Annotated in this window: 7 protein-coding genes; 4 read left to right on the top strand and 3 right to left on the bottom strand. The window is 59.7% G+C overall.

Annotated elements, in window-relative coordinates; translation table 11 throughout:
* The first annotated feature begins 311 nt into the window (after nt 1-311).
* The 4 genes from QLG07_RS04315 (at nt 312) to QLG07_RS04300 (ending at nt 23,169) form a co-directional block, all read left to right on the top strand.
* A complete protein-coding gene (locus tag QLG07_RS04315; RefSeq protein ID WP_099754436.1) occupies nt 312-1,538 on the top strand; it encodes a TolC family outer membrane protein in 1,227 nt (408 codons plus the stop codon).
* Nucleotides 1,539-1,634: 96 nt separating this feature from the next.
* Nucleotides 1,635-19,622 (top strand): Ig-like domain-containing protein, encoded by a 17,988-nt coding sequence (locus QLG07_RS04310; protein ID WP_282468560.1) that lies wholly within the window; start codon nt 1,635-1,637, stop codon nt 19,620-19,622.
* Nucleotides 19,623-19,753: 131 nt separating this feature from the next.
* Nucleotides 19,754-21,973, top strand: a complete 2,220-nt coding sequence (locus QLG07_RS04305) for a type I secretion system permease/ATPase (protein WP_282468559.1) — start codon at nt 19,754-19,756, stop codon at nt 21,971-21,973.
* 20 nt (nt 21,974-21,993) lie between these two features.
* Nucleotides 21,994-23,169 carry an HlyD family type I secretion periplasmic adaptor subunit gene (locus tag QLG07_RS04300; protein ID WP_048918633.1) on the top strand — a complete coding sequence of 392 codons (1,176 nt, stop codon included), beginning with the start codon at nt 21,994-21,996 and terminating at the stop codon, nt 23,167-23,169.
* 182 nt (nt 23,170-23,351) lie between these two features.
* On the opposite strand, the gene QLG07_RS04295 is transcribed toward QLG07_RS04300, so the two are convergent.
* The 3 genes from QLG07_RS04295 to QLG07_RS04285 all read right to left on the bottom strand — a co-directional run bounded on the left by QLG07_RS04295 (nt 23,352) and on the right by QLG07_RS04285 (nt 26,686).
* Nucleotides 23,352-23,804: a hypothetical protein gene (locus QLG07_RS04295; protein ID WP_282468558.1), complete on the bottom strand. Its 453-nt coding sequence runs from the start codon at nt 23,802-23,804 to the stop codon at nt 23,352-23,354.
* Nucleotides 23,805-23,955: 151 nt separating this feature from the next.
* Entirely contained in the window at nt 23,956-24,486 is a 531-nt protein-coding gene (locus QLG07_RS04290; protein ID WP_282468557.1) for a GDYXXLXY domain-containing protein, read from the bottom strand.
* The gene (locus QLG07_RS04285; protein WP_282468556.1) at nt 24,479-26,686 is read right to left on the bottom strand and encodes a DUF4401 domain-containing protein; all 2,208 of its coding nucleotides are present in this window, start codon (nt 26,684-26,686) and stop codon (nt 24,479-24,481) included. Before QLG07_RS04285 ends, QLG07_RS04290 begins: the two co-directional genes overlap by 8 nt.
* Between the last annotated feature and the right edge of the window lie 228 nt (nt 26,687-26,914).

The following is a 26,914-nucleotide window of genomic DNA, read 5'->3' as shown; positions in this document are numbered from 1 at the left end:
GATGATTGGCAAGGCATAAAGTATTTCCATCAGTAATAACGTTATGAAACTAAAACAATATTCTTGTGCCCTTTTTTGTCCCCAAAAAAAAGAGTTTAAGATTTGTCTTAAGTGGGGTAGGATAAAGAACACCCGACCCTGTAAATTAATAAGATGGATCTCTTTATTCAATGATATGGATTGTAAAATTATTTAATAACAGCTTACAAAAAATCTGTATTTTAATTGTTTTCTTGACGTTCCCGTATATCGCCAATGCCGTCGTATCAGGGCACGCAGATCGGTGGGCCAATCCGCCATCGATGAAAAGTATGGCGTCGGTAGATCTGAAAACCGCTATTTTGCAGGCGTTTTCACGCAGTCCGTCGGTTACGCAACAGGCGTACCAAATGGGGATCGGCCAGGCGCAGATCCGCGAAGCGCAAAGTGCGTGGTTTCCGCAGGTCGGTCTGACCGCCAATACCGGCAATTCGACCCAGCAGGATACCTTCAACAATATGAATAATGCCGCTGCCTACGGCCTGACGCTGTCGCAGCTTGTCTACGACTTCGGTAAAACCAACGCCAGCATTAACCAGCAGAAATCTGCGCAGGAAAGTTATCGCTACAAATTGTTGGCGACACTGTCTGACGTCGCTGAGCAAACGGCGACGGCCTACCTGGATGTGCTGAAATATCAGGATCTGACCAAAGCGGTGGAGGATAACATTACGGCGCTGGAGGATGTCCGCCGCATGTCGTCATTACGTGCCGATGCCGGATTAAGCACGCGCTCAGATGTGCTGCAGGCGCAGTCGCGTATTTCCGGTATGCGCTCGACGCTTAAACAATATCAGGCCAGCCTGTCAGCGGCAAAAGCGCAACTCGCCTCGCTCACGGGTGTGCGAGCCAGCCATTATCAGTCCATTGCCGCGGTGAATCTCGATACTCCAGTGCTGCCGGATAATATCGATTATTCCAAAGTGCCCTCGGTACTGTACGCGCAGGCGCAACAGGAATCGGCGTCATTTGAAGTCAATAAGGCGAAGGCGGATTATTTGCCTACCCTGAGTTTACAGGCGAGTCGAACGCGTTACGAAACCACGAACAATCCGTACTGGAATAATCAGATCCAGTTACACGTGAATGCGCCGCTTTATCAGGGCGGTGCGGTGTCGGCTCGCGTCAGTCAGGCTGAAGGGCATAAAAATATTGCCGCCACGCTGGTCGATCAGGCCAAGCTGGATGTGATGCAAAAGGCTTCAGTGGCTTATGCCAACTGGGCTGGCGCTGAAGGGCAGGCGCAGGCCAGTGCTGAACAGCTACAGGATTCTGTCCGCTCGCGCGATGTGTACAAGAGCGAATATAAGCTCAATCAGCGCACGCTGAACGATCTGCTTAGCGTCGAACAGGAGGTATTTCAGGCACAGTTTTCGCAAATCAGTGCGAAATATGACAGTTGGTATTCACTGATAAATTACACCACGGCCGTCAACGAGTTATTAACTCAGCTCGGTATTAATCAGAGTGGGAGTCAGTCACTACCTGATTTGAAATAAAGTCAGTTATGCACGCAAATTCAATACCCTTTTGACGGTATTGTTTTAACACCAGTCAGATATACAAGGAATGGACACAATATCATGAGCAGAACCATGGATATTATCTCTCGTAAAACGTCGCTTAAAAATACTTTCACTGCAGAAGGTAACACCGCTGTTGCGATGAATGAATCCGGCATTGTCGTTATTCACGACGCAGTGAAGAATGTCGCCAGCTACGAACGCAGTGGCAACGATCTGCTTATTCATATGCAGGATGGATCGGTCATTCGCTGCGTAGGATATTTCGAGAATATTGGTGAGAAAGACGAGAATAAACTGGTCTTTCAGGATGAAAATCAGCAGATGACGGAGGTGAATTTCACCGACGCCACTGCGCCTCATGATACCCCGGCGTTTGCGCTGACGGCGGTGGAAACCCCACTGCCGGGCATTGATCCGCTGCTGCTCAGCACCGCCGAAGTCACCGTGGAGTGGCCGTATCTGCTGGCCGGTGTGCTGGGCGCAGGCGCGGCCGGGGCGCTGCTCGGCCACGGCGGCGGCAGTGACGGAAAAACCGAAGTCATTGATAACACTCAGGCGGTGGAAGTCGCAAAACCGACTTTCCTCGTGACCGACACGCAGGGCGACAGTCAGGGTATTCTTGCTAATCAGGCCGTGACTGACGATACCCGACCAACCTTCAGCGGTACCGGCTATCCGGGCGCGGAGATTTCGATTGTCGATGCCAGCGGCCATGTGATTGCCACAGCCATCGTCGGCACCAACGGCCAGTGGACAGCGCAGCTCGCCGCGCAGAGCGCCGGTGCGCACACCTGGGTCGTGGTGCAGGAGAGCAACGGCTCGACCACCAGCGCCGGGTCGATCACTCTGAACATAGTTACCGCGCAGGCTTCCCTTACCCTCGACACCGTGGCGGGGGACAACGTGCTGAACGCGGCCGAAGCGGGCGCGGACGTTGCCATTTCCGGTCAGAGCGCCAACCTGGCGGCGGGTACCACCGTCACCGTTTCCCTTAACGGTAAGGCCTGGCAGACCACCGTTGCGGCGGATGGCAGCTGGACAATCACTGTGCCTGCCGCAGACGCGCAGGCGCTGGCGGACGGTGTCCACACCGTTCAGGTCAGCGGTGTAGACAGCGCTGGCAACACCATCACCTCCGCATCTACGCTATCAGTGGATACGCAGGCACCTACGCTGACTATTGCCACGCTGGCGGGCGACGATATTCTGAATGCAGCCGAAGCGGGTCACGATCTGACCGTCAGCGGCACCTCAAATGCCGAAGCCGGGCAGGTGGTGACGCTGGTGCTCAACGGAGTGACCTATACCGCAAGCGTTGAGGCAAACGGTAACTGGTCAGTGAACGTTCCGGCTGCACAGGCGGGCGCGCTGGCAGACGGCAGTGTCACGCTGAGCGCCTCCGTCAGCGATGCGGCGGGTAACCGCACATCTACCACGCACGATCTGCGCGTTGACACCACCGTGCCGGTCGTGACCATCAACACCATCGCCGGTGACAACATCCTTAACAGCCTCGAACAGGCTCAGGCGCAGATGGTCAGCGGAAGCAGCACCGGCGGCGAAGCGGGCGATACTGTCACGCTGAGCATCAACGGCCAGACTTACACCACGACGCTTGCCGCCGACGGCACATGGAGCATCGGTTTACCGGCATCCGTGTTCAGCGCGCTGGCCGACGGCAGCTATGATGTGAACGTCAGCATCACTGATAAAGCGGGTAACACCGGCAGTCAGAACGCGACCGTGGTGCTGTCGTCCGAACTGCCGCAACTGACGATTGATACCGTCGCCTTTGAGAACGTGGTTAACGCCGAAGCCAAAGGCCAGGCGCTGGAGGTGACCGGCACCAGCAACAGCGCTGAGGGTACGCAGATCGCTCTGACCCTTAACGGCGTGGAGTACACCACCACCGTCGTCAGCGGCGGCAACTGGTCGGTCAGCATTCCGGCCAGCGACGTCGCAAAGCTCGGCGAAGCCCATTACACCCTGACGGCAGTCAGCACAGACGCCGAGGGCAATACCGGCACTGCGTCGCATCAGGTGCAGGTGGATTCCGTGCTGCCTGTCGTCACGGTTAACGTGACCGCAGGCGATGACATCATCAATGCCACTGAAATCACCGCTGACCAGGCTCTGAGCGGCAGAGTGACCCATGCGGCGGCGGGCGATACCGTGATCGTGACGCTGGGTGGCAACACCTACCAGGCCACCGTGCAGGACGACCTGAGCTGGAGCGTCAGCGTTCCGGCGGCTGATTTGCAGGCGCTGGGCGACGGTGATTTAACCGTCAGCGCGAGCGTCACCAATCAGCACGGCAACACCGGTCGCGACGATCGCGAGATTATCATCGACGCCGGTTTGCCGGGCCTGCGCATCGATACCATTGCGGGCGACGACATTGTCAACAGCATCGAAATCAGTCAGAACCAGATCATCAGCGGCACCAGCTCTGATATCGCCGCAGGCAGCAGCGTCACCGTTAGCGTAAACGGCATCGATTATCATGCTACGGTCGGCGCGAACGGCAGCTGGTCTGCGGCGATTCCGGCATCGGACGTCGCCAGCTGGCCTGCGGGCGCGCTAACCGTTAGCGTCACCGGCTCCGACACGTCGGGCAACAGCGTCGGCATTGCCAATATCATTAACGTGGATCTGAGCAGCGTGGCGATTGCCATCGATAGCGTTGCGCTGGATAACGTGCTAAATGCGGCTGAAAAAGCGGCGGATGTCACACTTAGCGGTACCACGCAGGGCGTGGAGGCTGGCCAGAGCGTGACGATTAATTTCGCGAATGGCACTTATCACGCCAGCGTGCAGGCCGACGGCAGCTGGAGCGTCACCGTTCCGGCGGCAGATATCCGCAATCTAAAAGACGGCGACACCACGGTAAGTGTCAGCGTGACCAACGTGGCGGGCAACAACGCCAGCGCCGCGCAGGATGTCACCGTGGATACCGCTGCGCCAACGCTGACCATTAACACTATCGCCGGTGATAACGTGCTCAACGGCGCGGAAGCGGGGGCGGACGTGGCGATCGGCGGAACCTCCACCGCCGAAGCCGGCCAGCGGGTCACCCTGACGCTTAACGGCCAGACCTACACGGCGAGCGTGGCGGCGGACGGCACCTGGAGCACGGCGGTTCCGGCGGCAGATGCGGCAGGGCTGAGCGACGGCATCTATACCGTCAGCGCCAGCGTCAGCGATATCGCCGGTAACAGCACCAGCGTGACCAGCGCGTTACTGGTGGACTTTACTGCGCCAACGCTTGCCATCAACACCGTTTCTGCAGACGACATTATTAACGCGCATGAACACCAGCAGAACCTCATCATCAGCGGTTCATCTACCGGCGTTCCGGCAGGCGGCCTGGTCACCGTGGTCATCGACGGCAGCAGCTACACCGCTGCGGTGGATGCCAGCGGCAACTGGGGCGTCGGCGTGCCTGCCGCCGTGGTCAGCGGTCTGGCTGACAAAAGCTACACCATCACCGCCACTGGCGCCGATGCGGCGGGCAATCCGGGTTCAGCCTCGCACGTGGTGACCGTAGAGACCGCCGCGCCGGTGCTGACCATCAGTACCGTGGCGGCTGACGACGTGATCAACGCCATCGAGAAAGGCGAAGCCCTGACGGTGAGCGGCACCAGCAGCGGCGCGGACGGTTCCACCGTGACGCTAAACCTGAACGGCAAAGACTACTCTGCCAGCGTCAGCGGCGGCGCGTGGACGCTGAACGTTCCGGCGGCGGATGTGGCTCAGCTCGGCGAGGCGAATTACAGCCTGACCGCCTCCACCGTCGATGCCGCAGGCAACACCGGCAGCACGACGCACGGCGTACTGGTCGACAGCGCGCTGCCGTCGGTGAACATCAGCATGGTCGCGGGCGATGACATCATCAACGCAGCCGAAGTGGCGGCAGACCAGACCCTGAGCGGGCGCGTGACCAACGCGGCGGCCGGGGACACCGTCACCGTTACGCTCGGCGGCCACACTTACCAGGCCAAAGTGCAGGCGGATCTGAGCTGGAGCGTCAGCGTTCCGGCGGCCGATTTGCAGGCGCTGGGCGACGGCGATTTAACCGTCAGCGCGAGCGTCACCAACCAGCACGGCAATACCGGCAGCGGCGATCGCCAGATCGTCATCGACGCCGGTTTGCCGGGCCTGCGCATCAACACGGTTGCCGGTGACGATATCGTCAACAGCATCGAGATTAATCAAAACCAGATCATCAGCGGCACCAGCACTGATATCGCCGCGGGCAGCAGCGTCACCGTGACCGTCAACGGCACCGATTATGCTGCCACGGTCGGCGCCAACGGCAGCTGGTCGGCGGCGGTTCCGGCGGCAGACGTGGCGAAGTGGCCTGCGGGTCAGCTGGCGATCGTCGTCAGCGGCGCGGATGCCTCCGGAAACCCGGTGACCATCACGCAAAACATCACCGTCGATCTGAGCAGCGTAGCGATCGGCGTCGATAGCATTGCCAGCGACGACATCATTAACGCGGCGGAGAAAGCGGCGGATCTGACCCTGAGCGGCACCACGCTGAACGTCGAAGCCGGCCGCGATGTGAGCGTAAACTTTGCCGGTCATCAGTACACCACCCGCGTGCAGGCCGACGGCAGCTGGAGCGTCACCGTTCCGGCAGCGGACATGGCGGCGCTGAAAGAGGGCGACGCAACGGTGTCCGTAAGCGTGATCAACGCGGCGGGCAACGGCGCCACGGCGGCAAACACGGCGCAAGTGGATACCGCTGCGCCAACGCTGACCATCAACACCATCGCCGGTGATAACGTGCTTAACGGCGCGGAAGCGGGGGCGGACGTGGCGATCGGCGGGACTTCCACCGCCGAAGCCGGTCAGCGTGTCACCCTGACGCTTAACGGCCAGACCTACACGGCGAGCGTGGCGGCGGACGGCACCTGGAGCACGGCGGTTCCGGCGGCAGATGCGGCAGGGCTGACCGACGGAACCTATACCGTGAGCGCCAGCGTCAGCGATATCGCCGGTAACCGCACCGGCGCGAGTGCTTCGCTGCAGGTGGACGTGACCGCGCCAACGCTTGCCATTAACACCGTTTCTGCCGACGACATTGTCAACGCCCATGAACACCAGCAGAACCTTATCATCAGCGGTTCATCTACCGGCGTTCCGGCGGGCGGCCTGGTCACCGTGGTCATCGACGGCAGCAGCTACACCGCTGCGGTGGATGCCAGCGGCAACTGGAGCGTCGGCGTGCCTGCCGCCGTGGTCAGCGGTCTGGCTGACAAAAGCTACACCATTACCGCCACTGTCGCCGATGCGGCGGGCAATCCGGGTTCAGCCTCGCACGTGGTGACCATAGACACCGCCGCGCCGGTGCTGACCATCAGTACCGTGGCGGCTGACGACGTGATCAACGCCATCGAGAAAGGCGAAGCCCTGACGGTGAGCGGCACCAGCAGCGGCGCGGACGGTTCCACCGTGACGCTGAACCTGAACGGCAAAGACTACTCTGCCAGCGTCAGCGGCGGCGCGTGGACGCTGAACGTTCCGGCGGCGGATGTGGCTCAGCTCGGCGAAGCGAATTACAGCCTGACCGCCTCCACCGTTGATGCCGCAGGCAACACCGGCAGCACGACGCACGGCGTACTGGTCGACAGCGCGCTGCCGTCGGTGACCCTCAGCGTGATTGCGGGCGATGACATCATCAATGCAGCCGAAGTGGCGGCAGACCAGACCCTGAGCGGGCGCGTGAGCAACGCGGCGGCCGGGGACACCGTCACCGTTACGTTCGGCGGCCACACCTACCAGGCCAAAGTGCAGGCGGATCTGAGCTGGAGCGTCAGCGTTCCGGCGGCCGATTTGCAGGCGCTGGGCGACGGCGATTTAACCGTCAGCGCGAGCGTCACCAACCAGCACGGCAATACCGGCAGCGGCGATCGCCAGATCGTCATCGATGCCGGTTTGCCGGGCCTGCGCATCAATACCGTTGCCGGCGACGATATCGTCAACAGCATCGAGATCAATCAAAATCAGATCATCAGCGGCACCAGCACTGGCCTGACCGCGGGCAGCAGCGTCACCGTCACGGTTAACGGCGTTGAGTACCACGCGAGCGTGACCGCCAACGGCAGCTGGTCGGCGGCGGTTCCGGCAGCGGACGTTGCCAGCTGGCCTGCGGGCGCGCTGACGGTATCCGTTACCGGCACCAGTTCAGCCGGAAACAGCGTCACGATTTCAAACGATATCAACGTCGATCTCGCCAGTGTGGCGATCGGCGTCGATACCATCGCCAGCGACGGCATCATTAACGCGGCGGAAAAAGCGGCGGATCTGACCCTGAGCGGCACCACGCTGAACGTCGAAGCCGGTCGCGATGTGACCGTAAACTTTGCCGGCCATCAGTACACCACCCGCGTGCAGGCCGACGGCAGCTGGAGCGTTACCGTCCCGGCAGCGGACATGGCGGCGCTGAAAGAGGGTGACGCAACGGTGTCCGTGAGCGTGAGCAACGCGGCGGGCAACGGCGCCACGGCGGCAAACACGGCGCAAGTGGATACCGCTGCGCCAACGCTGACCATCAACACTATCGCCGGTGATAACGTGCTTAACGGCGCGGAAGCGGGGGCGGACGTGGCGATCGGCGGAACGTCCACCGCCGAAGCCGGTCAGCAGGTCACCCTGACGCTTAACGGCCAGACCTACACGGCGAGCGTGGCGGCGGACGGGACGTGGAGCACCACGCTACCGGCGGCAGATGCGGCAGGGCTGGCTGACGGAACCTATACCCTGAGCGCCAGCGTCAGCGATATCGCCGGTAACAGCAGCCGCGCCAGCGGCTCATTGCAGGTTGACGCGACCGCGCCGGAAGTGACCATCAACACCCTCGCCGGTGACGACGTCATTAACAGCACCGAACACGCGCAGGCGCTGGTGATCAGCGGCAGCAGTACGGGTACGGTCAGCGGTAACATCGTGAACGTGGTGATCGACGGCCATAGCTATAACACCGTGGTGGATGCCAGCGGCAACTGGAGCGTCGGCGTACCGGCCAGCATCATCAGCGGCCTCGCGGACGGCAGCTATAAGGTCACCGCCAGCGCGACAGACACCGCCGGTAACGTCGGTTCGGCCGGGCAAAACGTGGTGGTCAATACCGCCGCGCCGGTCTTTACCATCAACGACATGGCAGGCGGCGACAACATTCTTAACGCCACCGAAGCGCTTTCAACGCTGACCATCACCGGCACCGTGACCGGTCTGATGGATGGCGTGACGGTTATCGTTACCCTTAACGGTCTGGAGTATCAGGGCACCGTGACCGACGGCGCATGGAGCGCGGACATTCCGGCCAGCGATCTGGCGAATCTGGGCCAGGCGTTGTATCAGGTTAGCGTGCGCGGCACCGATGATGTCGGCAACAGCGGGTCAGTGAGCAAAGGGCTGCAAACTTCCTCCGACAGCCCGGCGGTGACCATCAACGTGGTGGCCGGTGATGACATCATCAACGCCACCGAAGTGAAGTCCGATCAGGCGATCGGCGGCACCGTTATCCATGCGGAAGCGGGACAGCAGGTGACCGTCACCGTGGGTGGAAAAACGTATTACGCCACCGTCGAAGATGATTTTACGTGGAGCCTGACGATCCCTGCCGCCGATCTTGCTGCCATGGGCGACGGCGCGCTGAAAGTCTCCGCAACGGTGACCAATATCAGCGGCAACACCGGATCCGGTGAGCGCGACATTGCTATTGACGCCGCGATCCCCGGCCTGCGCATCAATACCGTTGCCGGTGACGATATCGTCAACAGCATCGAGATCAATCAGAATCAGATCATCAGCGGCACCAGCAGCGGCCTGACCGCGGGCAGCAGCGTTACCGTCACGGTTAACAGCGTTGAGTACCACGCGACCGTGACCGCCAACGGCAGCTGGTCAGCGGCGGTTCCGGCAGCGGACGTTGCCAGCTGGCCTGCGGGCGCGCTGACGGTATCCGTTACTGGCACCAGTTCAGCCGGAAACAGCGTCACGATTTCAAACGATATCACCGTCGATCTCACCAGTGTGGCGATTGCTATCGACACTGTCGCGGCCGATGACATCATTAACGCGGCGGAGAAAGCGGCGGACCTGACCCTGAGCGGCACCACGCTGAATGTCGAAGCTGGTCAGAAGGTCACGGTGATTTTCGCCGGTCATAGCTATAGCGCGCAGGTAGAAACGGACGGCAGCTGGAGCGTCACCGTTCCGGCAGCGAGCATGGCGGCGCTGAAAGACGGCGACGCAACGGTGTCCGTGAGCGTGACTAACGCGGCGGGCAACGGCGCCACGGCAGCGCATACCGTGGAAGTGGATACCGCTGCGCCAACCCTGACCATCAACACCATCGCTGGTGATAACGTGCTCAACGGCGCGGAAGCGGGGGCGGACGTGGCGATCGGCGGAACCTCCACCGCCGAAGCCGGCCAGCGGGTCACCCTGACGCTTAACGGCCAGAGCTACACGGCGAGCGTGGCGGCAGACGGCACCTGGAGCACCACGATACCGGCGGCCAGTGCAGGTGCGTTGACTGACGGAACCTATACCGTGAGCGCCAGCGTCAGCGATATCGCCGGTAACCGCACCGGCGCGAATGGTTCGCTGCAGGTGGACGTGACCGCGCCAACGCTTGCCATCAACACCGTTTCTGCAGACGATATTGTCAACGCTCATGAACACCAGCAGAACCTCATCATCAGCGGTTCATCTACCGGCGTTCCGGCGGGTGGCCTGGTCACCGTGGTCATCGACGGCAGCAGCTACACCGCTGCGGTGGATGCCAGCGGCAACTGGAGCCTCGGCGTGCCTGCCGCCGTGGTCAGCGGTCTGGCGGACGGCAGCCACACCATTACCGCCACCGTCGCCGATGCGGCGGGCAATCCGGGTACAGCCTCGCACGTGGTGATCGTAGACACCGCCGCGCCGGTGCTGACCATCAGTACCGTGGCGGCTGACGACGTGATCAACGCCATGGAAAAAGGCGAAGCCCTGACGGTGAGCGGCACCAGCAGCGGCGCGGACGGTTCCACCGTGACGCTGAACCTGAACGGCAAAGACTACTCTGCCAGCGTTAGCGGCGGCGCGTGGACGCTGAACGTCCCGGCGGCGGATGTGGCTCAGCTCGGCGAGGCGAATTACAGCCTGACCGCCTCCACCGTTGATGCCGCAGGCAACACCGGCAGCACGACGCACGGCGTACTGGTCGACAGCGCGCTGCCCTCGGTGACCCTCAGCGCGATTGCGGGCGATGACATCATCAACGCAGCCGAAGTGGCGGCCGATCAGACCCTGAGCGGGCGCGTGAGCAACGCGGCGGCCGGGGACACCGTCACCGTTACGCTCGGCGGCCACACCTACGAAGCCAAAGTGCAGGCGGGTCTGAGCTGGAGCGTCAGCGTTCCGGCGGCCGATTTGCAGGCGCTGGGCGACGGCGATTTAACCGTCAGCGCGAGCGTCACCAACCAGCACGGCAATACCGGCAGCGGCGATCGCCAGATCGTCATCGACGCCGGTTTGCCGGGCCTGCGCATCAACACGGTTGCCGGTGACGATATCGTCAACAGCATCGAGATCAATCAAAACCAGATCATCAGCGGCACCAGCACTGATATCGCCGCGGGCAGCAGCGTCACCGTGACCGTCAACGGCACCGACTATCATGCTACGGTCGGCGCCAACGGCAGCTGGTCGGCGGCGGTTCCGGCGGCAGACGTAGCGAAGTGGCCTGCGGGTCAGCTGGCGATCGCCGTCAGCGGCGCGGATGCCTCCGGTAACCCGGTGACCATCACGCAAAACATCACCGTCGATCTGAGCAGCGTAGCGATCGGCGTCGATACCATCGCCAGCGACGACATCATTAACGCGGCGGAGAAAGCGGCGGATCTGACCCTGAGCGGCACCACGCTGAATGTCGAAGCCGGTCAGAAGGTGACGGTGATTTTCGCCGGTCATAGCTATACCGCGCAGGTAGAAACGGACGGCGGCTGGAGCGTCACCGTTCCGGCAGCGGACATGGCGGCGCTGAAAGAGGGCGGCGCAACGGTGTCCGTGAGCGTGAGCAACGCGGCGGGCAACGGCGCCACGGCGGCAAACACGGCGCTGGTGGATGCGACAGCGCCAACGCTGACCATCAACACCATCGCCGGTAATAACGTGCTTAACGGCGCGGAAGCGGGGGCGGACGTGGCGATCGGCGGAACCTCCACCGCCGAAGCCGGTCAGCAGGTCACCCTGACGCTTAACGGCCAGACCTACACCGCGAGCGTGGCGGCAGACGGGACGTGGAGCACCACGCTACCGGCGGCCAGCGCAGGCGCGCTGGCTGACGGAACTTACACCGTGAGCGCCAGCGTCAGCGATATCGCCGGTAACCGCACCGGGGCGACCAGCGCGTTGCTGGTTGACGCGACCGCGCCGGTGGTGACCATCAACACCATCGCCGGTGACGACGTCATTAACAGCACCGAACACGCGCAGGCGCAGGTGATCAGCGGCAGCAGCACGGGTACGGTCAGCGGTAACAGCGTGAGCGTGGTGATCGACGGCCATACCTATAACACCGTGGTGGATGCCAGCGGCAACTGGAGCGTCGGCGTACCGGCCAGCGCGATCGGCGGGATCTCTGACGGCACTTACACCGTGAGCGTCAGCATCACTGACAGCGCCGGTAACACCGGTTCGCAGACGCACAATGTGACCGTAGATACCGGCCTGCCGGGCATCAGCATTGACGCTATCGCGCAGGACAACGTACTCAACGCCGTCGAAAAAGGTGCAGATCTGACGATTTCCGGCACCGGCAGCAACCTGAGTGACGGCACTCAGGTCAGCGTCACGCTGAACGGCGTCACTTACAGCGCGCAAATTGCCGCGGGCGTCTGGAGCCTGACCGTTCCGGCCAGCGCACTGGCAGCGCTTGGGGAAGCCAACTACAGCGTAACAGCCAGCGCCAACAGCGATGTCGGCAACGCCATCACCGAAAGCGCTAACCTGCTGGTTGATACCTCGCTGCCTTCCGTCATCATTAATGCTGTGGCGGGCGATAACATCATCAACGCAGCCGAAGCGGCGGCAGGCCAGACCCTGAGCGGGCGCGTGAGCAACGCGGCGGCCGGTGACACCGTCACCGTTACGCTCGGCGGTCACACCTACCAGGCCGAAGTGCAGGCGGATCTGAGCTGGAGCGTCAGCGTTCCGGCGGCCGATTTGCAGGCGCTGGGCGACGGCGATTTAACCGTCAGCGCGAGCGTCACCAACCAGCACGGCAATACCGGCAGCGGCGATCGCCAGATCGGTATCGACGCCGGTTTGCCGGGCCTACGCATCAATACGGTTGCCGGTGACGACATCGTCAACAGCATCGAGATTAATCAAAACCAGATCATCAGCGGCACCAGCTCTGATATCGCCGCGGGCAGCAGCGTCACCGTGACCGTCAACGGCACCGATTATGCTGCCACGGTCGGCGCCAACGGCAGCTGGTCGGCGGCGGTTCCGGCGGCAGACGTGGCGAAGTGGCCTGCGGGTCAGCTGGCGATCGTCGTCAGCGGCGCGGATGCCTCCGGTAACCCGGTGACCATCACGCAAAACATCACCGTCGATCTGAGCAGCGTAGCGATCAGCGTCGATACCATTGCCAGCGACGGCATCATTAACGCGGCGGAGAAAGCGGCGGATCTGACCCTGAGCGGCACCACGCAGAACGTCGAAGCCGGTCGCGATGTCAGCGTAAACTTTGCCGGTCATCAGTACACCACCCGCGTGCAGGCCGACGGCAGCTGGAGCATCACCGTTGCGGCAGCGGACATGAAGGCGCTGAAAGACGGTGACGCAACGGTGTCCGTGAGCGTGAGCAACGCGGCGGGCAACGGCGCCACGGCGGCAAACACGGCGCTGGTGGATACCGCTGCGCCAACGCTGACCATCAACACCATCGCCGGTAATAATGTGCTTAACGGCGCGGAAGCGAATGCGGACGTGGCGATCGGCGGGACCTCCACCGCCGAAGCTGGTCAGCAGGTCACCCTGACGCTTAACGGCCAGACCTACACGGCGAGCGTGGCGGCAGACGGGACGTGGAGCACCACGCTACCGGCGGCGAGTGCAGGCGCATTGGCTGACGGAACTTACACCGTGAGCGCCAGCGTCAGCGATATCGCCGGCAACAGCAGCCGCGCCACCGGCTCCTTGCTGGTTGACGCGACCGCGCCGGTGGTGACCATCAACACCGTCGCCGGTGACGATGTGCTGAATACCGCTGAACATGCGCAGGCGCAGGTGATCACCGGTGGCAGCACAGGCACGCAGGCAGGCAATCTGGTGACGCTGGCGATCGACGGCCATACCTACACCACCGTGGTTGACGCCCGCGGCAACTGGAGCATCGGCGTTCCGGCCAGCGCTATCAGCGCATTGGCTTCCGGTGACACGACATTTACGGTCAGCATCACCGATAACGCGGGCAACACCGGCAGCACCGACCATCTGATCACCGTCATGACTGATGCCCTCAGCCTGAGCATCGATACCATTGCGCAGGACGACATTATCAATGCGGCGGAACAGGGCAACAGCCTGACGCTGTCCGGCAGCAGCGAAAAACTGGTGTCCGGAACAGAGGTGGCCGTCGTGCTGAACGGCAAAACCTACACTGTGCAGGTGGATGTCAAAGGTGACTGGACGCTAAGCATACCGGCGACCGATGTGGCGAAACTGACTGACGGTAATTACACCGTAACAGCCAGCGCCAGCGATACGGCAGGCAACCCGGTCAGCGCCACGCATGACGTGACGGTTGATACCACCGCACCGGCGCTGCTGATCAACCCGATCGCCGCGGACGGGATCCTGAATGCAGCGGAGCTGGGTCAGGCGTTAACCCTGAGCGGCACCACGACGGCGCAGGCGGGGCAAACGGTGCACGTGACGCTGAACAGCGTCACTTATACCACGCAGGTGAGCGCCGACGGCCTATGGTCGGTGCAGGTTCCGCAAAATGACGTTGCGGCCCTGCAGGACGGCACGCTGACGGTCACCGCCAGCACCAGCGACGTGGCCGGGAACCCGGCGTCGGCGAATGCATCGGTGATTGTCGATACCCTCGCGCCGACCCTGACCATCAACACCATTGCCGGTGATGACATCATCAACTCCGCCGAGCAGCATGCCGGTCAGGCGATCGGCGGGACAACCAGCGCGGAAGCCGGTCAGACGGTGACCGTCACATTTAATCACCGTGAGTATCACGCCACGGTGGCCTCTGACGGCACCTGGAGTGTGACCGTTCCGGCGGCGGATTTCCTCGGCGCGGCGGACGGCAGCTATACCGTCAGCGCATCCGTCAGTGATGTGGCGGGCAACCCGGTGTCGGCAGCATCGTCCGTTACCCTGAGCGGTGAGATGCCAACCATAAGCATCAACACCTTCGCGCAGGACGACGTGGTGAACGCCGCCGAGCACGGCACTTCGCTCGCTATCAGCGGCACCACCACCGCACCGGCGAACAGCCTCGTCACCGTGACGCTCAACGGGCAGACGTACACCACTTCGGTCGCGGCGGATCTGAGCTGGACGCTCAACCTCAGCGCCAACGCGGTGTCAGCGCTGGCGGATGGCAATAACTACGCAATCACCGCTTCCGTCACCAACAGTATCGGCAACACCGGCAGCGACATCCACGAGATTGCCGTGGATACCACGGCGCCGTCGATGACCATCACCATTGATTCGCTGAGTGAAGACACCGGACGCAGCAATACTGACTTTGTCACCAGCGACAACACCATCACGCTGAAAGGCGGGCTGAGTGCGGCGCTGGGCAATGCCGAGTCGGCGCAAATCAGCCTCGACGGCGGCATCAGCTGGCAGACGCTCACCGTGGTGGGCACCACGTGGAGTTATGCCCCGGGCAGCGCGCTGGCGGACGGGTCATACACCTATAACGTCCGGGTGATTGATGCGGCGGGGAACGTCGGTTCGACGGCGACGAAAACGGTGGTTATTGACACCGTAGCGCCAACGGCCAGCCAGTCGATCACTATCGATGCGGTTTCGCAGGATACCGGCCTGAGCAGTACTGATTTCATCACCAGCGATAACACCATCAACCTGCGCGGCACGCTGGGCGCGGCGCTGAATGCGGATGAATATGCGCAGATCAGCATCGACGGCGGCATCACCTGGAAAGATGTCAATATCAGTGGCCTGACGTGGACCTACATCGACAGCCGCACGCTGGCCGATGGCGACTACAACTATCAGATGCGCGTGGTAGATCTGGCCGGTAACGTCGGCGCAACCGCCAGTCAGGTGGTGACCATCGACACCGTCGCCCCGGACAGCAGTAAAACCATCAGCATTGATGCTGTCAGCAACGACACCGGTCTGAGCAGCAGCGATTTCGTCACCAGCGACACTTCGCTGACCGTGAGCGGCACGCTCGGCGCGACGCTGGCGGCGGATGAATATGCGCAAATTAGTCTTGATGGGGGGGTGACGTGGCTCAACACGACCACCATCGGCACGCGCTGGAGGTACGTTGATGACCGCACGCTGACCGACGGGGATTACACCTACTATGTTCGCGTGGTAGATGCCGCCGGTAACGTGGGCAGCATCTCCAGTCAGGTTGTCACCGTGGATACCGTGGCGCCGGACAGCAGCAAAACCGTGACCATCGACAGTATCGCCACCGACACCGGTGTGTCTGCCAGCGATTTCATCACCAGTGATACCTCGCTGACCGTGACCGGTTCTATCGGACAGGCGCTGGGCGCGGGCGAAGTGGTGCAGATCAGCATTGATAACGGCGCGAGCTGGACGACCGTTGCGCTCTCCGGCCTGAAGTGGAGCTATAGCGATGGTCGCACGCTGACCGACGGGCAAACGCTGTATCAGGTACGCGTGGTCGATCAGGCCGGTAACGTCGGCCAGACCGCGCAGCAGGTGGTGACGATTGACACCACTGCGCCATCGCAAGCCATCACCATTGGCGCGATCGGCACCGATACCGGTGATAACAGCCATGATTTCATCACCAGCGATACCACGCTGACGTTCTCCGGCAACCTGAGTGCAACGCTTGCGAGCGATGAATGGGCGCAGATCAGCCTCGATGGCGGTCAGACATGGATTGACGTCGTCACCCGCGGACGCACCTGGAGCTATGACGCTACCGGTACCGTACTCGGCGATGGCGTTTACAACGTGCAGGTGCGGGTGATCGATCTGGCGGGTAACACCGGGGCGGTCGGTTCTCAGCTGGTGACGGTTGATACGCTGAACCCGGAAGCGCAGGCGACTATCGCCAGCTATTCTGACAATAAGGGAGACCGTCAGGGATCGTTCGGTTCCGGCACCCACACCGACGAAACCGCGCCGACGCTGAGCGGCACGCTGAGCAAAGCGCTGGCCGACGGCGAAGTGCTGAAGATCTACCGCAACGGGGTGTACGTTGGCGTTGCGACGGTGGTGGGCCTGGCGTGGACCTTCTCGGATTCCGCGCTGGCGGACGGGACCTATATTTACGTCGCGACCTCGCAGGATCTGGCGGGCAACGTCACATCGTCGTCAGACTTCACCCTGACGGTCGATACCTCGATTCCGACCACGATTGCCACCGTGACCGGTGAATCGACCCAGGATACGACGCCAATCATCAGCGGTACGCTATCTGAAGCGTTGGGTGAGGGGATGTATGTACAGGTGGTGGTAAACGGCGTCACCTATACCTCGGAATCCGGCGGTGCGGTGGTGGTCGATCCGATCAACAACACCTGGTATTTGCAGCTGCCGGGTTCTCTGGCGCTGGCGACGTATGACGTGACTGCTCAGGTCAGAAGCAGCGCGGGCAACGGTAACGAGGCGGGGATCAGCCACGGTTCTCTGGTGGTTTATGCCGAAACGGCGGTGGACACCAGCTGGGCGAGCACCGCTGGGGCAACCACCACCAATGCGATGGCCTTCAGCCTGAACAGCAGTGGCTTGTGGAACGTGGTCACCGGTATCTCTGATTACACCAGCTCTGGTCTGAACAGCTATACCGGCACCACGCTGACCAACTCCCGCGGCAACATTGTGGTGAGTTATACGCTGGCGGATACCGACCGTAATGGCACCTCAGACATCTATGCGACGGAAACCAACTACGGCGGCAGTATCCAGGGCAAATGGACGGCGAACACGGATGGCACTTATACCTACGGTCAGCAGGCTATCGGCACAACCATCTGGTACGGCGGGATCATGGCTTATGACAAAACCGGTGATGGCTGGCTGGACATGGCATACGGCGATGCAGGCGGCGACTCCCGCAGCTATCTGGTCAATAACAACGGCGTGCTGTCGCCAGATGGTACGTACGGAGCGGCCGGTCTTGCCGGGGTCACCTACCGGGAAATTTCCGGCGTGGACATTAACAATGACGGTACGGTCGACATTGTGCAGCATACCAACCGCAGCGGTGCCTATGCGCTGACGGTGATCAACAACAGTGGCACAGGTGCGCTGACGGAAACGCAGAACATCGCCAACGTCTTTGTGCCGAATGCCGCGAACACCACCACGGCCGTCTCAATGACCTGGGCGGATTTCAACGGCGACGGCCTGATGGATTTGTACATTTCCTCCGGTCTGAACCCTAACGGCAGCTACAACTATGGCGGTGCGATTTACTACAACAGCGGGCAGGGAACCTTGCTGACCACGCCAACCGCGGTTGAAACATCGACCACCAATACCGCGTCCGCCGGTTATCTGTCCGCTGCCGTGGACTGGGACGGCGACGGTGACATGGACATCATCAAGTTCAGCACCTATTCGGCCAGCCAGACCGCCCAACTGTATGTTAACGACGGTACCGGCAAAGGCTGGAGCAGCAGTACGCTTGCTTCTTCACTGGTTAACGTGACGGGGATTGCCACCCTCGATTACGACTGGAACGGTACGCAGGATCTGCTGGTGTCGCAGGCAAACGGCAAAGTGGTGTACATCGCCAACAATGCCAGCATTGCGGACGGCACGGCTCTTCACCTGCGCATTCTCGACGGCGAAGGCATGAACGTGTTCTACGGTAATACCGTACAGCTTTACAACTCTGCCGGTGAACGGGTGGCGTCGCAGATCATCAACGCCCAGTCGGGCGTCGGCGTCAACGACTCCTCGGCGCTGGTGAACTTCTACGGTCTGGATCCGAATGAAACGTATTCGGCGGTGCTGGTGCGCAACATCAACGGCGTGTCCACCAATGCCACCTGGACAGACCTGAGCGCAGGCGACGGCACCAGCAGCTATTCGCTCACCGCAGACGCGGCGAACGGCGGCACCAGCGGCACCCTCACCGGCACCGGCTATAACGACACGTTTATCGCTGAAAGCGGCACCTACGTTTACAACGGTGGCGGCGGCTGGAGCAGCTCGTCAGACCATGCGACATGGAGCGCCACCGGCGGTCAGGATATCGTCGATTTTAAAAACGCCTCCAGCGGGGTCACGGTAGATCTCAGCAGCAGCAGCGCACAGAACACCGGATTCAACACGGCGACCTTCAAGGATATCGAGGGGATTGCCGGGTCGAATTACGACGATGTTATCACCGGCAGTGCAGGTAATAACGTGTTCGAAGGACGCGGTGGTAATGACACCTTCAACCTGGGTAAAGGTGGGCACGACACGCTGCTGTACAAGTTGCTGGACAGCAGCGATGCCACCGGCGGCAACGGTGTCGACACCATCAACGGCTTCAAGGTTGGGACCTGGGAAGGGACGGCGAATACCGACCGTCTTGATCTGAGTGACCTGTTGCAGTCGAGCGGGTACAGCGGTACGGCGGACGCCAGCTACGTTAACGGCGTCGCGACGCTGGGTTCAGGCGTTGGCAATCTGGCGAATTACCTGAGCGTGACCACCGAAGGTAACAACACGGTGATTAAGGTTGATCTGGATGGCAGCGGCACGGCGCAGTCGATGACGACCATCGCGACGCTGACCAACGTCCACACCGATCTGGCGACGCTGCTGGCAAACCATCAATTAGTGGTTGGCTAATTAACGGTAAATGGAAGGCGGCGGGGCAGAGGGCACAGTCTCTGCTCCGCTGCTCCCGCTCCATAATCATGTTCTGGAATGAACGTGAAGGAACAGTGAATTAGGCAACAATACAGATGAATAAAGAGACCATGTCAGATAAAAGCAGTAGCGCACCCGACGCAGCGGTCGTCGACGGTCGCGCCGCGCAGGCGGAGAAACAAAAGGGGTATGCGGCATGGCTGAGCGCCATGCTGGATGTTGCCCGGCACTATCGTCTGGATTACTCAGAAGAGCATGTGAAAGCCACCCTCGCCTGGGAGATGGGCGCACCGCAGGAGAGCGTGCTCGATGAGATGGCGCAAAAGCTCGGACTGGCACGCGTGACCCGCGATTTTCATCCGGCGGATCTCGACCCGATGTCGGTGCCGTTTATCGTTGCGCTGGATAATGGCCGACTGGGCGTGGTGACGCATCTGGACGCCAGCGGCCAATGCGCCGTGCAATTTACTGAAGATCAGGGGCTGGAAACGCCGCTGACGGCTGAACAACTGTTAGCGCGGGTGCAGAGCATCACGCTGCTGCGACCGCTGCAAACCATTCCCGATGCGCGCGTTGATAACTACATCAAGCCCTACAGAAGAAACTGGTTCTGGGAGCTGGCGCTGAAAGACTGGCGCCGCTACAGCGACATCATGGTGGCAGCGATGATCGCCAACGTGCTGGCGCTCGCGGGCATGTTGTTCTCCATGCAGGTTTACGACCGCGTGGTGCCATCGCAGTCCATCCCCACGCTGTGGGTGCTATTTGGCGGTGTGATGATCGCCATTGTTTTCGAATTCGTGATGCGCATGGTCCGCGTCCATATTTCTGATGTGGTAGGGAAACGCGCCGATCTGCGCATATCCGACCGGGTGTTTGGCCGCGCGCTGCGCATTAAAAACAGTGCCCGTTCCAAATCCACCGGCTCCTTTATTTCGCAAATCCGTGAACTGGAATCGGTGCGCGAGTTAATCACCTCCACTACCATCAGCGTGATTTCCGATCTGCCGTTTTTCCTGCTGTTCACGGTCATTCTGTGGATGATTGGCGGTCCGCTGGTGTTTGTGGTGCTGCTGGCCATTCCGCTGTTGCTGATCCCCGGTCTGCTTATCCAAAAACCCCTGGCGAAGCTCGCCAGCGAAGGGATGCGCGAATCAGCGGTGCGAAACGCCTCGCTGGTGGAAGCGGTGGAATCCCTTGAAGACATCAAACTGATGCGCGCCGAACAGCGTTTCCAGAACCAGTGGAACCACTGCAACGAAGTCTCCGCCGATATCAGTATGCGTCAGCGTTTTCTCACCAGCCTGCTGATGACCTGGACGCAGGAAGTGCAGGCGATTGTGTATGCCATTGTGCTGCTGGTGGGGTGTTATCTGGTGATGAACGGCGACATGACCACCGGTGCGCTGGTCGGAACCACCATTCTGGCCTCGCGCACTATCGCGCCGCTGGCGCAGATCTCCGGCGTGCTTTCCCGCTGGCAGCAGGCCAAAGTTGCCCGTAAAGGGCTGGATGAACTGATGCAACGGCCTATCGATCGGGAAGATGGCCAGAAAATGGTCCACAAGGCACAAATCGCCGGTGAGTATCAGCTCAATGACGCGGTGTTCTATTACGACGAAGAAGAGAAAGTCGCCAATCTGGCCATCGCCCGCCTGAAAATCGCGCCGGGCGAGAAGATTGCCGTACTGGGCAAAAACGGCGCGGGGAAATCCACGCTGTTGCAGGTGCTGGCCGGGATGCAGCAGGTTCAGCAAGGGCAGGTGGTGCTGGATAACGTCAACATCAAACAGATCGATCCGGCAGATTTACGCCGTGACGTGGCGCTGCATAACCAGCACGCCCGGCTGTTCTTTGGCTCGGTGCGTGACAACATTACCATGGGCCGCCCGCAGGCTACCGATGAAGAGATCCATCAGGCGCTGATCATCAGCGGCGCGCTGCCCTTTGTGCAGCAAAAAGAGAATGGTCTGAACTTCCTGATCCACGAAGGCGGCGTCGGGCTTTCCGGCGGTCAGCGCCAGGCACTGCTGCTGGCGCGGCATATCATCATGCAGCCGCAGGTATTACTGCTGGATGAACCCACCGCCTGGCTGGATGAAATCTCCGAGGCGAACCTGATACATCACCTGTCGGCGTGGGGGGAAAACAAAACCCTGGTAATCGCTACGCACCGTCTGGCGCTGTTGCAGCTGGTCGATCGCATCGTCGTGATGGATAACGGCCGTATCACGCTCGATGGCAGCAAAGATGAGATCCTGAATAAACATTTCAGGCCAAAAGGACAGCCCGCTCAGGCCGTTAAACCAGCGAATAAGGACAGGGCATAATGATCGGACGCAAAAAACCGATAAATGGACAAAAACAGTATCACCGGCCGCTGGCGGAAAAATCCCTGCCGCGCTCGACCGTTCTGGTCTGGAGCCTGGCGCTGATGTTGCTGAGTTTTGTGCTGTGGGCGAACTTTTATACGCTGGACGAAGTGACCACCGGCACTGGCAAAGTCATTCCCTCTTCGCACGAACAGATCGTGCAGTCGCTGGAGGGCGGGATTGTCCACAGCATCAACGTGCAGGAGGGTGAAGTGGTGGAGCGCGGCCAGCGTCTGGCGCAGCTAGACCGCACTAAAACCGAGTCCGGCGTGCAGGAGAGTCTGTCCCGTCTGCACGCGGCGCTGGCGACGGCGGCGCGTCTGACCGCTCAAATCAACGATACCCCGCTGGTGTTTCCACCTGAGCTGAACAACGAGCCGGATCTGGTGAAATCGGAAACTGAGCTGTACAACTCCAGCCGCAACAGCCTTGAGAAGCAGCTTTCTGGCCTGAAACAGGGGGTGGCACTGATCCGGCGCGAGCTTGCGATGACCAAACCGCTGGTCAAACAGGGCGCGGCGAGCGATGTCGAAGTACTGCGGCTGCAACGGCAGATCAACGAAATGGAAAGCAAGGCGACCGATCTGGAAACGCAGTATCACGTCCGCGCGGGCGAGGAGCTGGCGAAAGCCAATGCGGAGATCGAGACTCAGCGTTCGGTAATTTTAGGCCGCAAAGACTCCCTCAACCGACTGGACTTCTTCTCGCCGGTGAAAGGCATTGTAAAGAATATCGAGGTTAACACCGTCGGTGGCGTGATCCCGCCTAACGGCGTGTTGATGACGCTGGTACCGATTGACGACCAGATGCTGGTGGAAGCGCAAATTTCCCCGCGCGACGTAGCGTTTATTCATCCGGGGCAGAAAGCCAAAGTCAAAATCACTGCCTACGACTACTCCATCTACGGCAGTTTAGACGGCGAAGTGACGACGATTTCACCGGACACCATTCAGGATGATGTGCGCCGCGACGTCTACTACTACCGCGTAAAGATCAAAACCAATGCAAATTACCTGGAAAATAAGCACCACGAGAAGTTTTATATTTTCCCCGGTATGATCGCCACAGTAGACATCAAAACCGGAAATAAAAGCATCCTCGATTACCTGCTTAAGCCGCTGAATAAAATGAACGAAGCATTGCGTGAGCGTTGAATAATAGAAGTAGGGTGAAAACTTCACTCCAGTAACCGCGGTTATGAATGTGCAGTAGTTAAAGTAAATTGATGACTGCACTTAGATGAGATGCGGTGAGACACTCTAAAACAAAAAATCCACGCAACTGCGTGGATTTATTAACGGTCCTTCTGCCCCGATCCTGATTGATATAATACTCATCAATCCCAGTAAACCAGATAAGCAAGTGCGGCAGCTGAACAGAAAGCATAGGGGCTTAAAAGCAAAATATCCGAATAAGGCGTTTCACATATCCTGATAACAGGCCATGCCAGTACAACCAGCCAAATGAAGAGCGCAGAGCACACGATAAAAAAGCACCCCTTCAGGGCAGCGTCAGGAAAAAATCTCTTTGAAATCATCGCTAATGGCATGCCGATTATTATTGATCCCATCGTAGTGCCAATAATACTCACCATAACAATGAAAAAATAATTAAAAATGAAACCCACTACGGGTGTAATGCTTTTTCCCCAGGAAAGATAGGTTATAACCAGTAATGAACCCACTAAACTACTAAATATTGCTGATATCACAGATACCCTAACCCATTTGTCGTTAATCATGTTCGGCATAATTTTCTCAATGTCTGAGTAGCTATATTGATTCAGCATGCCCGCTTAAATTTTCGGCGCGAGGCTTAATCGCAAAACAGGCTTCCGGCACAGCAACCTTTTGTCGACCTGTGACGGGCATCCGGGCAGTAAGGATATTAAGGCCGCCTGTCAGGGTATTTAGCGCCTGGCCAGTGAGCGTCTCGCATCCTTAAGGCTGAATCGCTTTACCCTGCTCATTTAGCAGATCCGTCAGGAGAGCCGTGCCATCGCTTCCCACCCGAAATGCCCCGTAACGGGCCTGCGCGAATCTGTCGGCATGACCTTCCTGAAAGAACCAGGCGTTAGTGCCGACGGTCAGCGAACCGTCATGTTGATGGTACTTCACCCGTAGCTGATTCGGCTGCAGAGGTTCACCCTGATCAAAGCGGGCCTGAGTCGCGTGACGCTGCGCATCGAGGTCAACAATCAGGGTTCCGCTGGTGGGCAGGCATGGCGCTGATAGGGTCGCGCCGCAGGACTCAGCCTGTTGATACAACGTCAGTTCCAGAGGACGGGTGAGGGCATAGTTCAGCGCCATGTAATCACCCTGCATCAGGGATCGCGGGTCAACCGGGGCAAGGGGTAAAATCATGACCGCGCCTTGCTTCAGCAACTGCTCTTTTTGCCAGATGCTGACATTAACGGCTATCAACGCCAGCGCTATCACAGCGCCAGCCAGCCATCGGCACTGTTTATGCATTCTCACTGGCACCTCCGATTTGTACGGGTAATACTTTTTTGACTCCCCATGCCAGCCCCAGTAAAACCAGACCGCTGACCAGCAGCAGCAGGGATTTCTGCAGCAAAATTACCTCCAAAAAGTAATACCAGCCAGTGACATACAGCACCATGAAACCGCCACTGACCACCAGTAACCCCAGACTTCCCTGATAACGTGCCATCAGAATTAACCATAATCCCAGCCCTATACCCGGCGCATAGAGGGCGGCAGCCCCACAGATAAGCGCAGCGGGCAGCGTAATGCTCGAAAACAGCGGCTGGCTGTGCCTTTTATGACTGAGCGCACTCAGCACTAAGCCAGCCGCGATCCCTGGGCCTGTCGCAGACTGAAGCGTGGAAAATTGCGATGCTGACCAGAGGAAATCCGTGAGATAAGCCGCGTTAATCCCAAGGAAACTTAGCAACATCAGGCCACAAGGTATGCCATACAACAGGGGATGTACCGCGTCAGCACACTGCCCAGCCTGTAACCTCAACTGATAACTGACTGTCCACATCCACAAACATATGATCGCCGCCACCAGTACGGACACAGCAAGGCGTGCAGCCATCGGAGACAGGTAAAGCCGGGCCATAGAATGGCCCGCCAGCACCAGGAAAAAGGTCAGGGCAGTGATGGCCATAAACCGATAAGTGCGGTCGGGCATAGCCACCGCCATCGCGGCCAGGATCGGCAAGGCAGTCAGTGAACTCAGCATAATAAAGCTGGCGTCATTGCTCTGGATTTGCAGCAGAACGCCGGTTATCAGTCCGCACGTTGCCGCAATCGCCCATGCCAGGCCGAGGTGATGTTTACCGTCACGCTGACTGCGTAACAGGCCACGCGCAATGGCGGCAAGCAGCAGCGAAGGAATAATAAGGGTGGCAGCATTCGGATCTTCGAGCAGTTCAGTGGCATAAAGCATCAGTATCATCAGTAACAGAATGATGATCGCCGCCACCCAGCCTCCGACGCTTAGCGCCAGCCTCAGATACCAGGGCAGGTCGGATGCGTGACCGCGTTGCTTAATTTCCTCAACCTGCGAGGCGCTCAGCAAACCCTGCTGACGCAAAGTGTCTGTCAGTAACGACAGCCTGGCCGGAACCAGATCGATTGGCCCCTTTTCAACCAGTTTGCGTTGCCACTTCAGCAGAATTGAACCATTTACCGCTACCCAGAATGCCATCAGGGCGCCGGTCAAAAACAGATCGCTCGTATCGTAGGCTAAAAGAAATAACTGCATGATTAGCGCACAGCCGACCACGGTCAGGCTGGCGATGCCCAGCGTCAGCATGCAGAGATCCTGATAGCGGTATCGGTACAGGTAATAACCTGCCAGCAGGGTGATCACCCAACCGCCCGTGATATAAGGAAGGTGGTCACCGCCGCCCCAGTCAGAGAGGTTCCCGGCCACAATGGCGGTCAGCTGAAGCAGTAAAAATCCAGCCATGACTCGCGAGAACCAGCGGCTTGCCAGCCAGCTCTCAGGATGATGCGTTATCGCGCGCCAGGCCAGTGCTTCCCTGACAATCAGGCAGGCTGCCAGCAACGCCAGATATCCGCAGAGCACAGTGGTCGGGAGCCTGATTAAACTGTCAGACGCGGCCAGATCCAGCAGTGACGACGGCAGGGTGTTGTAATAGAGCTGGAACGCCAGGTTAGCGACCAGCCAGCTGCAAAACCACAGGCTGTTTTGCCGGGCAATCAGCGCCAGCGGCAGAAGAACATATAACCAGGCCCGGAATAGCTCCCAGCTGTCAGCACCAGTCTGATAAATCTGTCCATACAGCGCAAACAGGGCACCGAAGCTTAACCCTGTCGCCAGTAATGCCTTGCGTGCCAGCGTGCTGTACCAGCGCCACCAGACAATCATCGCCAGCGCGACGATAAACAGCTCGGCCAGGGCAAATTTCGCCATTTTCGGCAGCCAGGCCCAGTTCCAGGCAATAAAGAACACCGCTCCGGCAACCAGTGACAGTAATCCCAGACAGGAAAGAACCGGGGTAAGAAACTGACGCCACTGAGCATCTGAAGGTCTGATTCCACAGAAAGCAAAGATACGCTCGCAGGTCTCAGGGGTCAGGCTTCCTCCTTTCAGCAGGCGTGCGATCTGGCGACAAAGATACTCTGCCGTCCGTGACGGCATCCCGGTGATGCCATCGGGTGCAAGCTCCCTCATTCTTTCCCTGCCTCTGTTTGCGATATGACTTTGATGATGAAGTTAAAGACTGTACTTACCTGCGATCAATCCGAGTCACGCTCTGATGAGCCTCAGACTGTGCGAATAATGTTCCTGAACGAATTTAATCATCATTTCGCGGAAATAACAGCGAAAAACAAAGGCGATTAACGCATTCTGCGCGATCATACGCATTCTGATGATCATGGTTTTCTCAGTGCCATCGGT

Origin of the sequence: Erwinia sp. V90_4, from assembly GCF_029967685.1 — a bacterium.
Classification (GTDB): Bacteria; Pseudomonadota; Gammaproteobacteria; order Enterobacterales; family Enterobacteriaceae; genus Erwinia; species Erwinia aphidicola.
This window is presented reverse-complemented; position numbering and strand designations above follow the sequence as displayed.

Bases quoted from the DNA above. Each gene is read 5' to 3' on its own strand.
- QLG07_RS04290 (WP_282468557.1), bottom strand. From the start codon at position 24,486: ATGCATAAACAGTGCCGATGGCTGGCTGGCGCTGTGATAGCGCTGGCG.
- QLG07_RS04285 (WP_282468556.1), bottom strand. From the start codon at position 26,686: ATGAGGGAGCTTGCACCCGATGGCATCACCGGGATGCCGTCACGGACG.
- QLG07_RS04315 (WP_099754436.1), top strand. From the start codon at position 312: ATGGCGTCGGTAGATCTGAAAACCGCTATTTTGCAGGCGTTTTCACGC.
- QLG07_RS04305 (WP_282468559.1), top strand. From the start codon at position 19,754: ATGTCAGATAAAAGCAGTAGCGCACCCGACGCAGCGGTCGTCGACGGT.
- QLG07_RS04295 (WP_282468558.1), bottom strand. From the start codon at position 23,804: ATGCTGAATCAATATAGCTACTCAGACATTGAGAAAATTATGCCGAAC.
- QLG07_RS04310 (WP_282468560.1), top strand. From the start codon at position 1,635: ATGGATATTATCTCTCGTAAAACGTCGCTTAAAAATACTTTCACTGCA.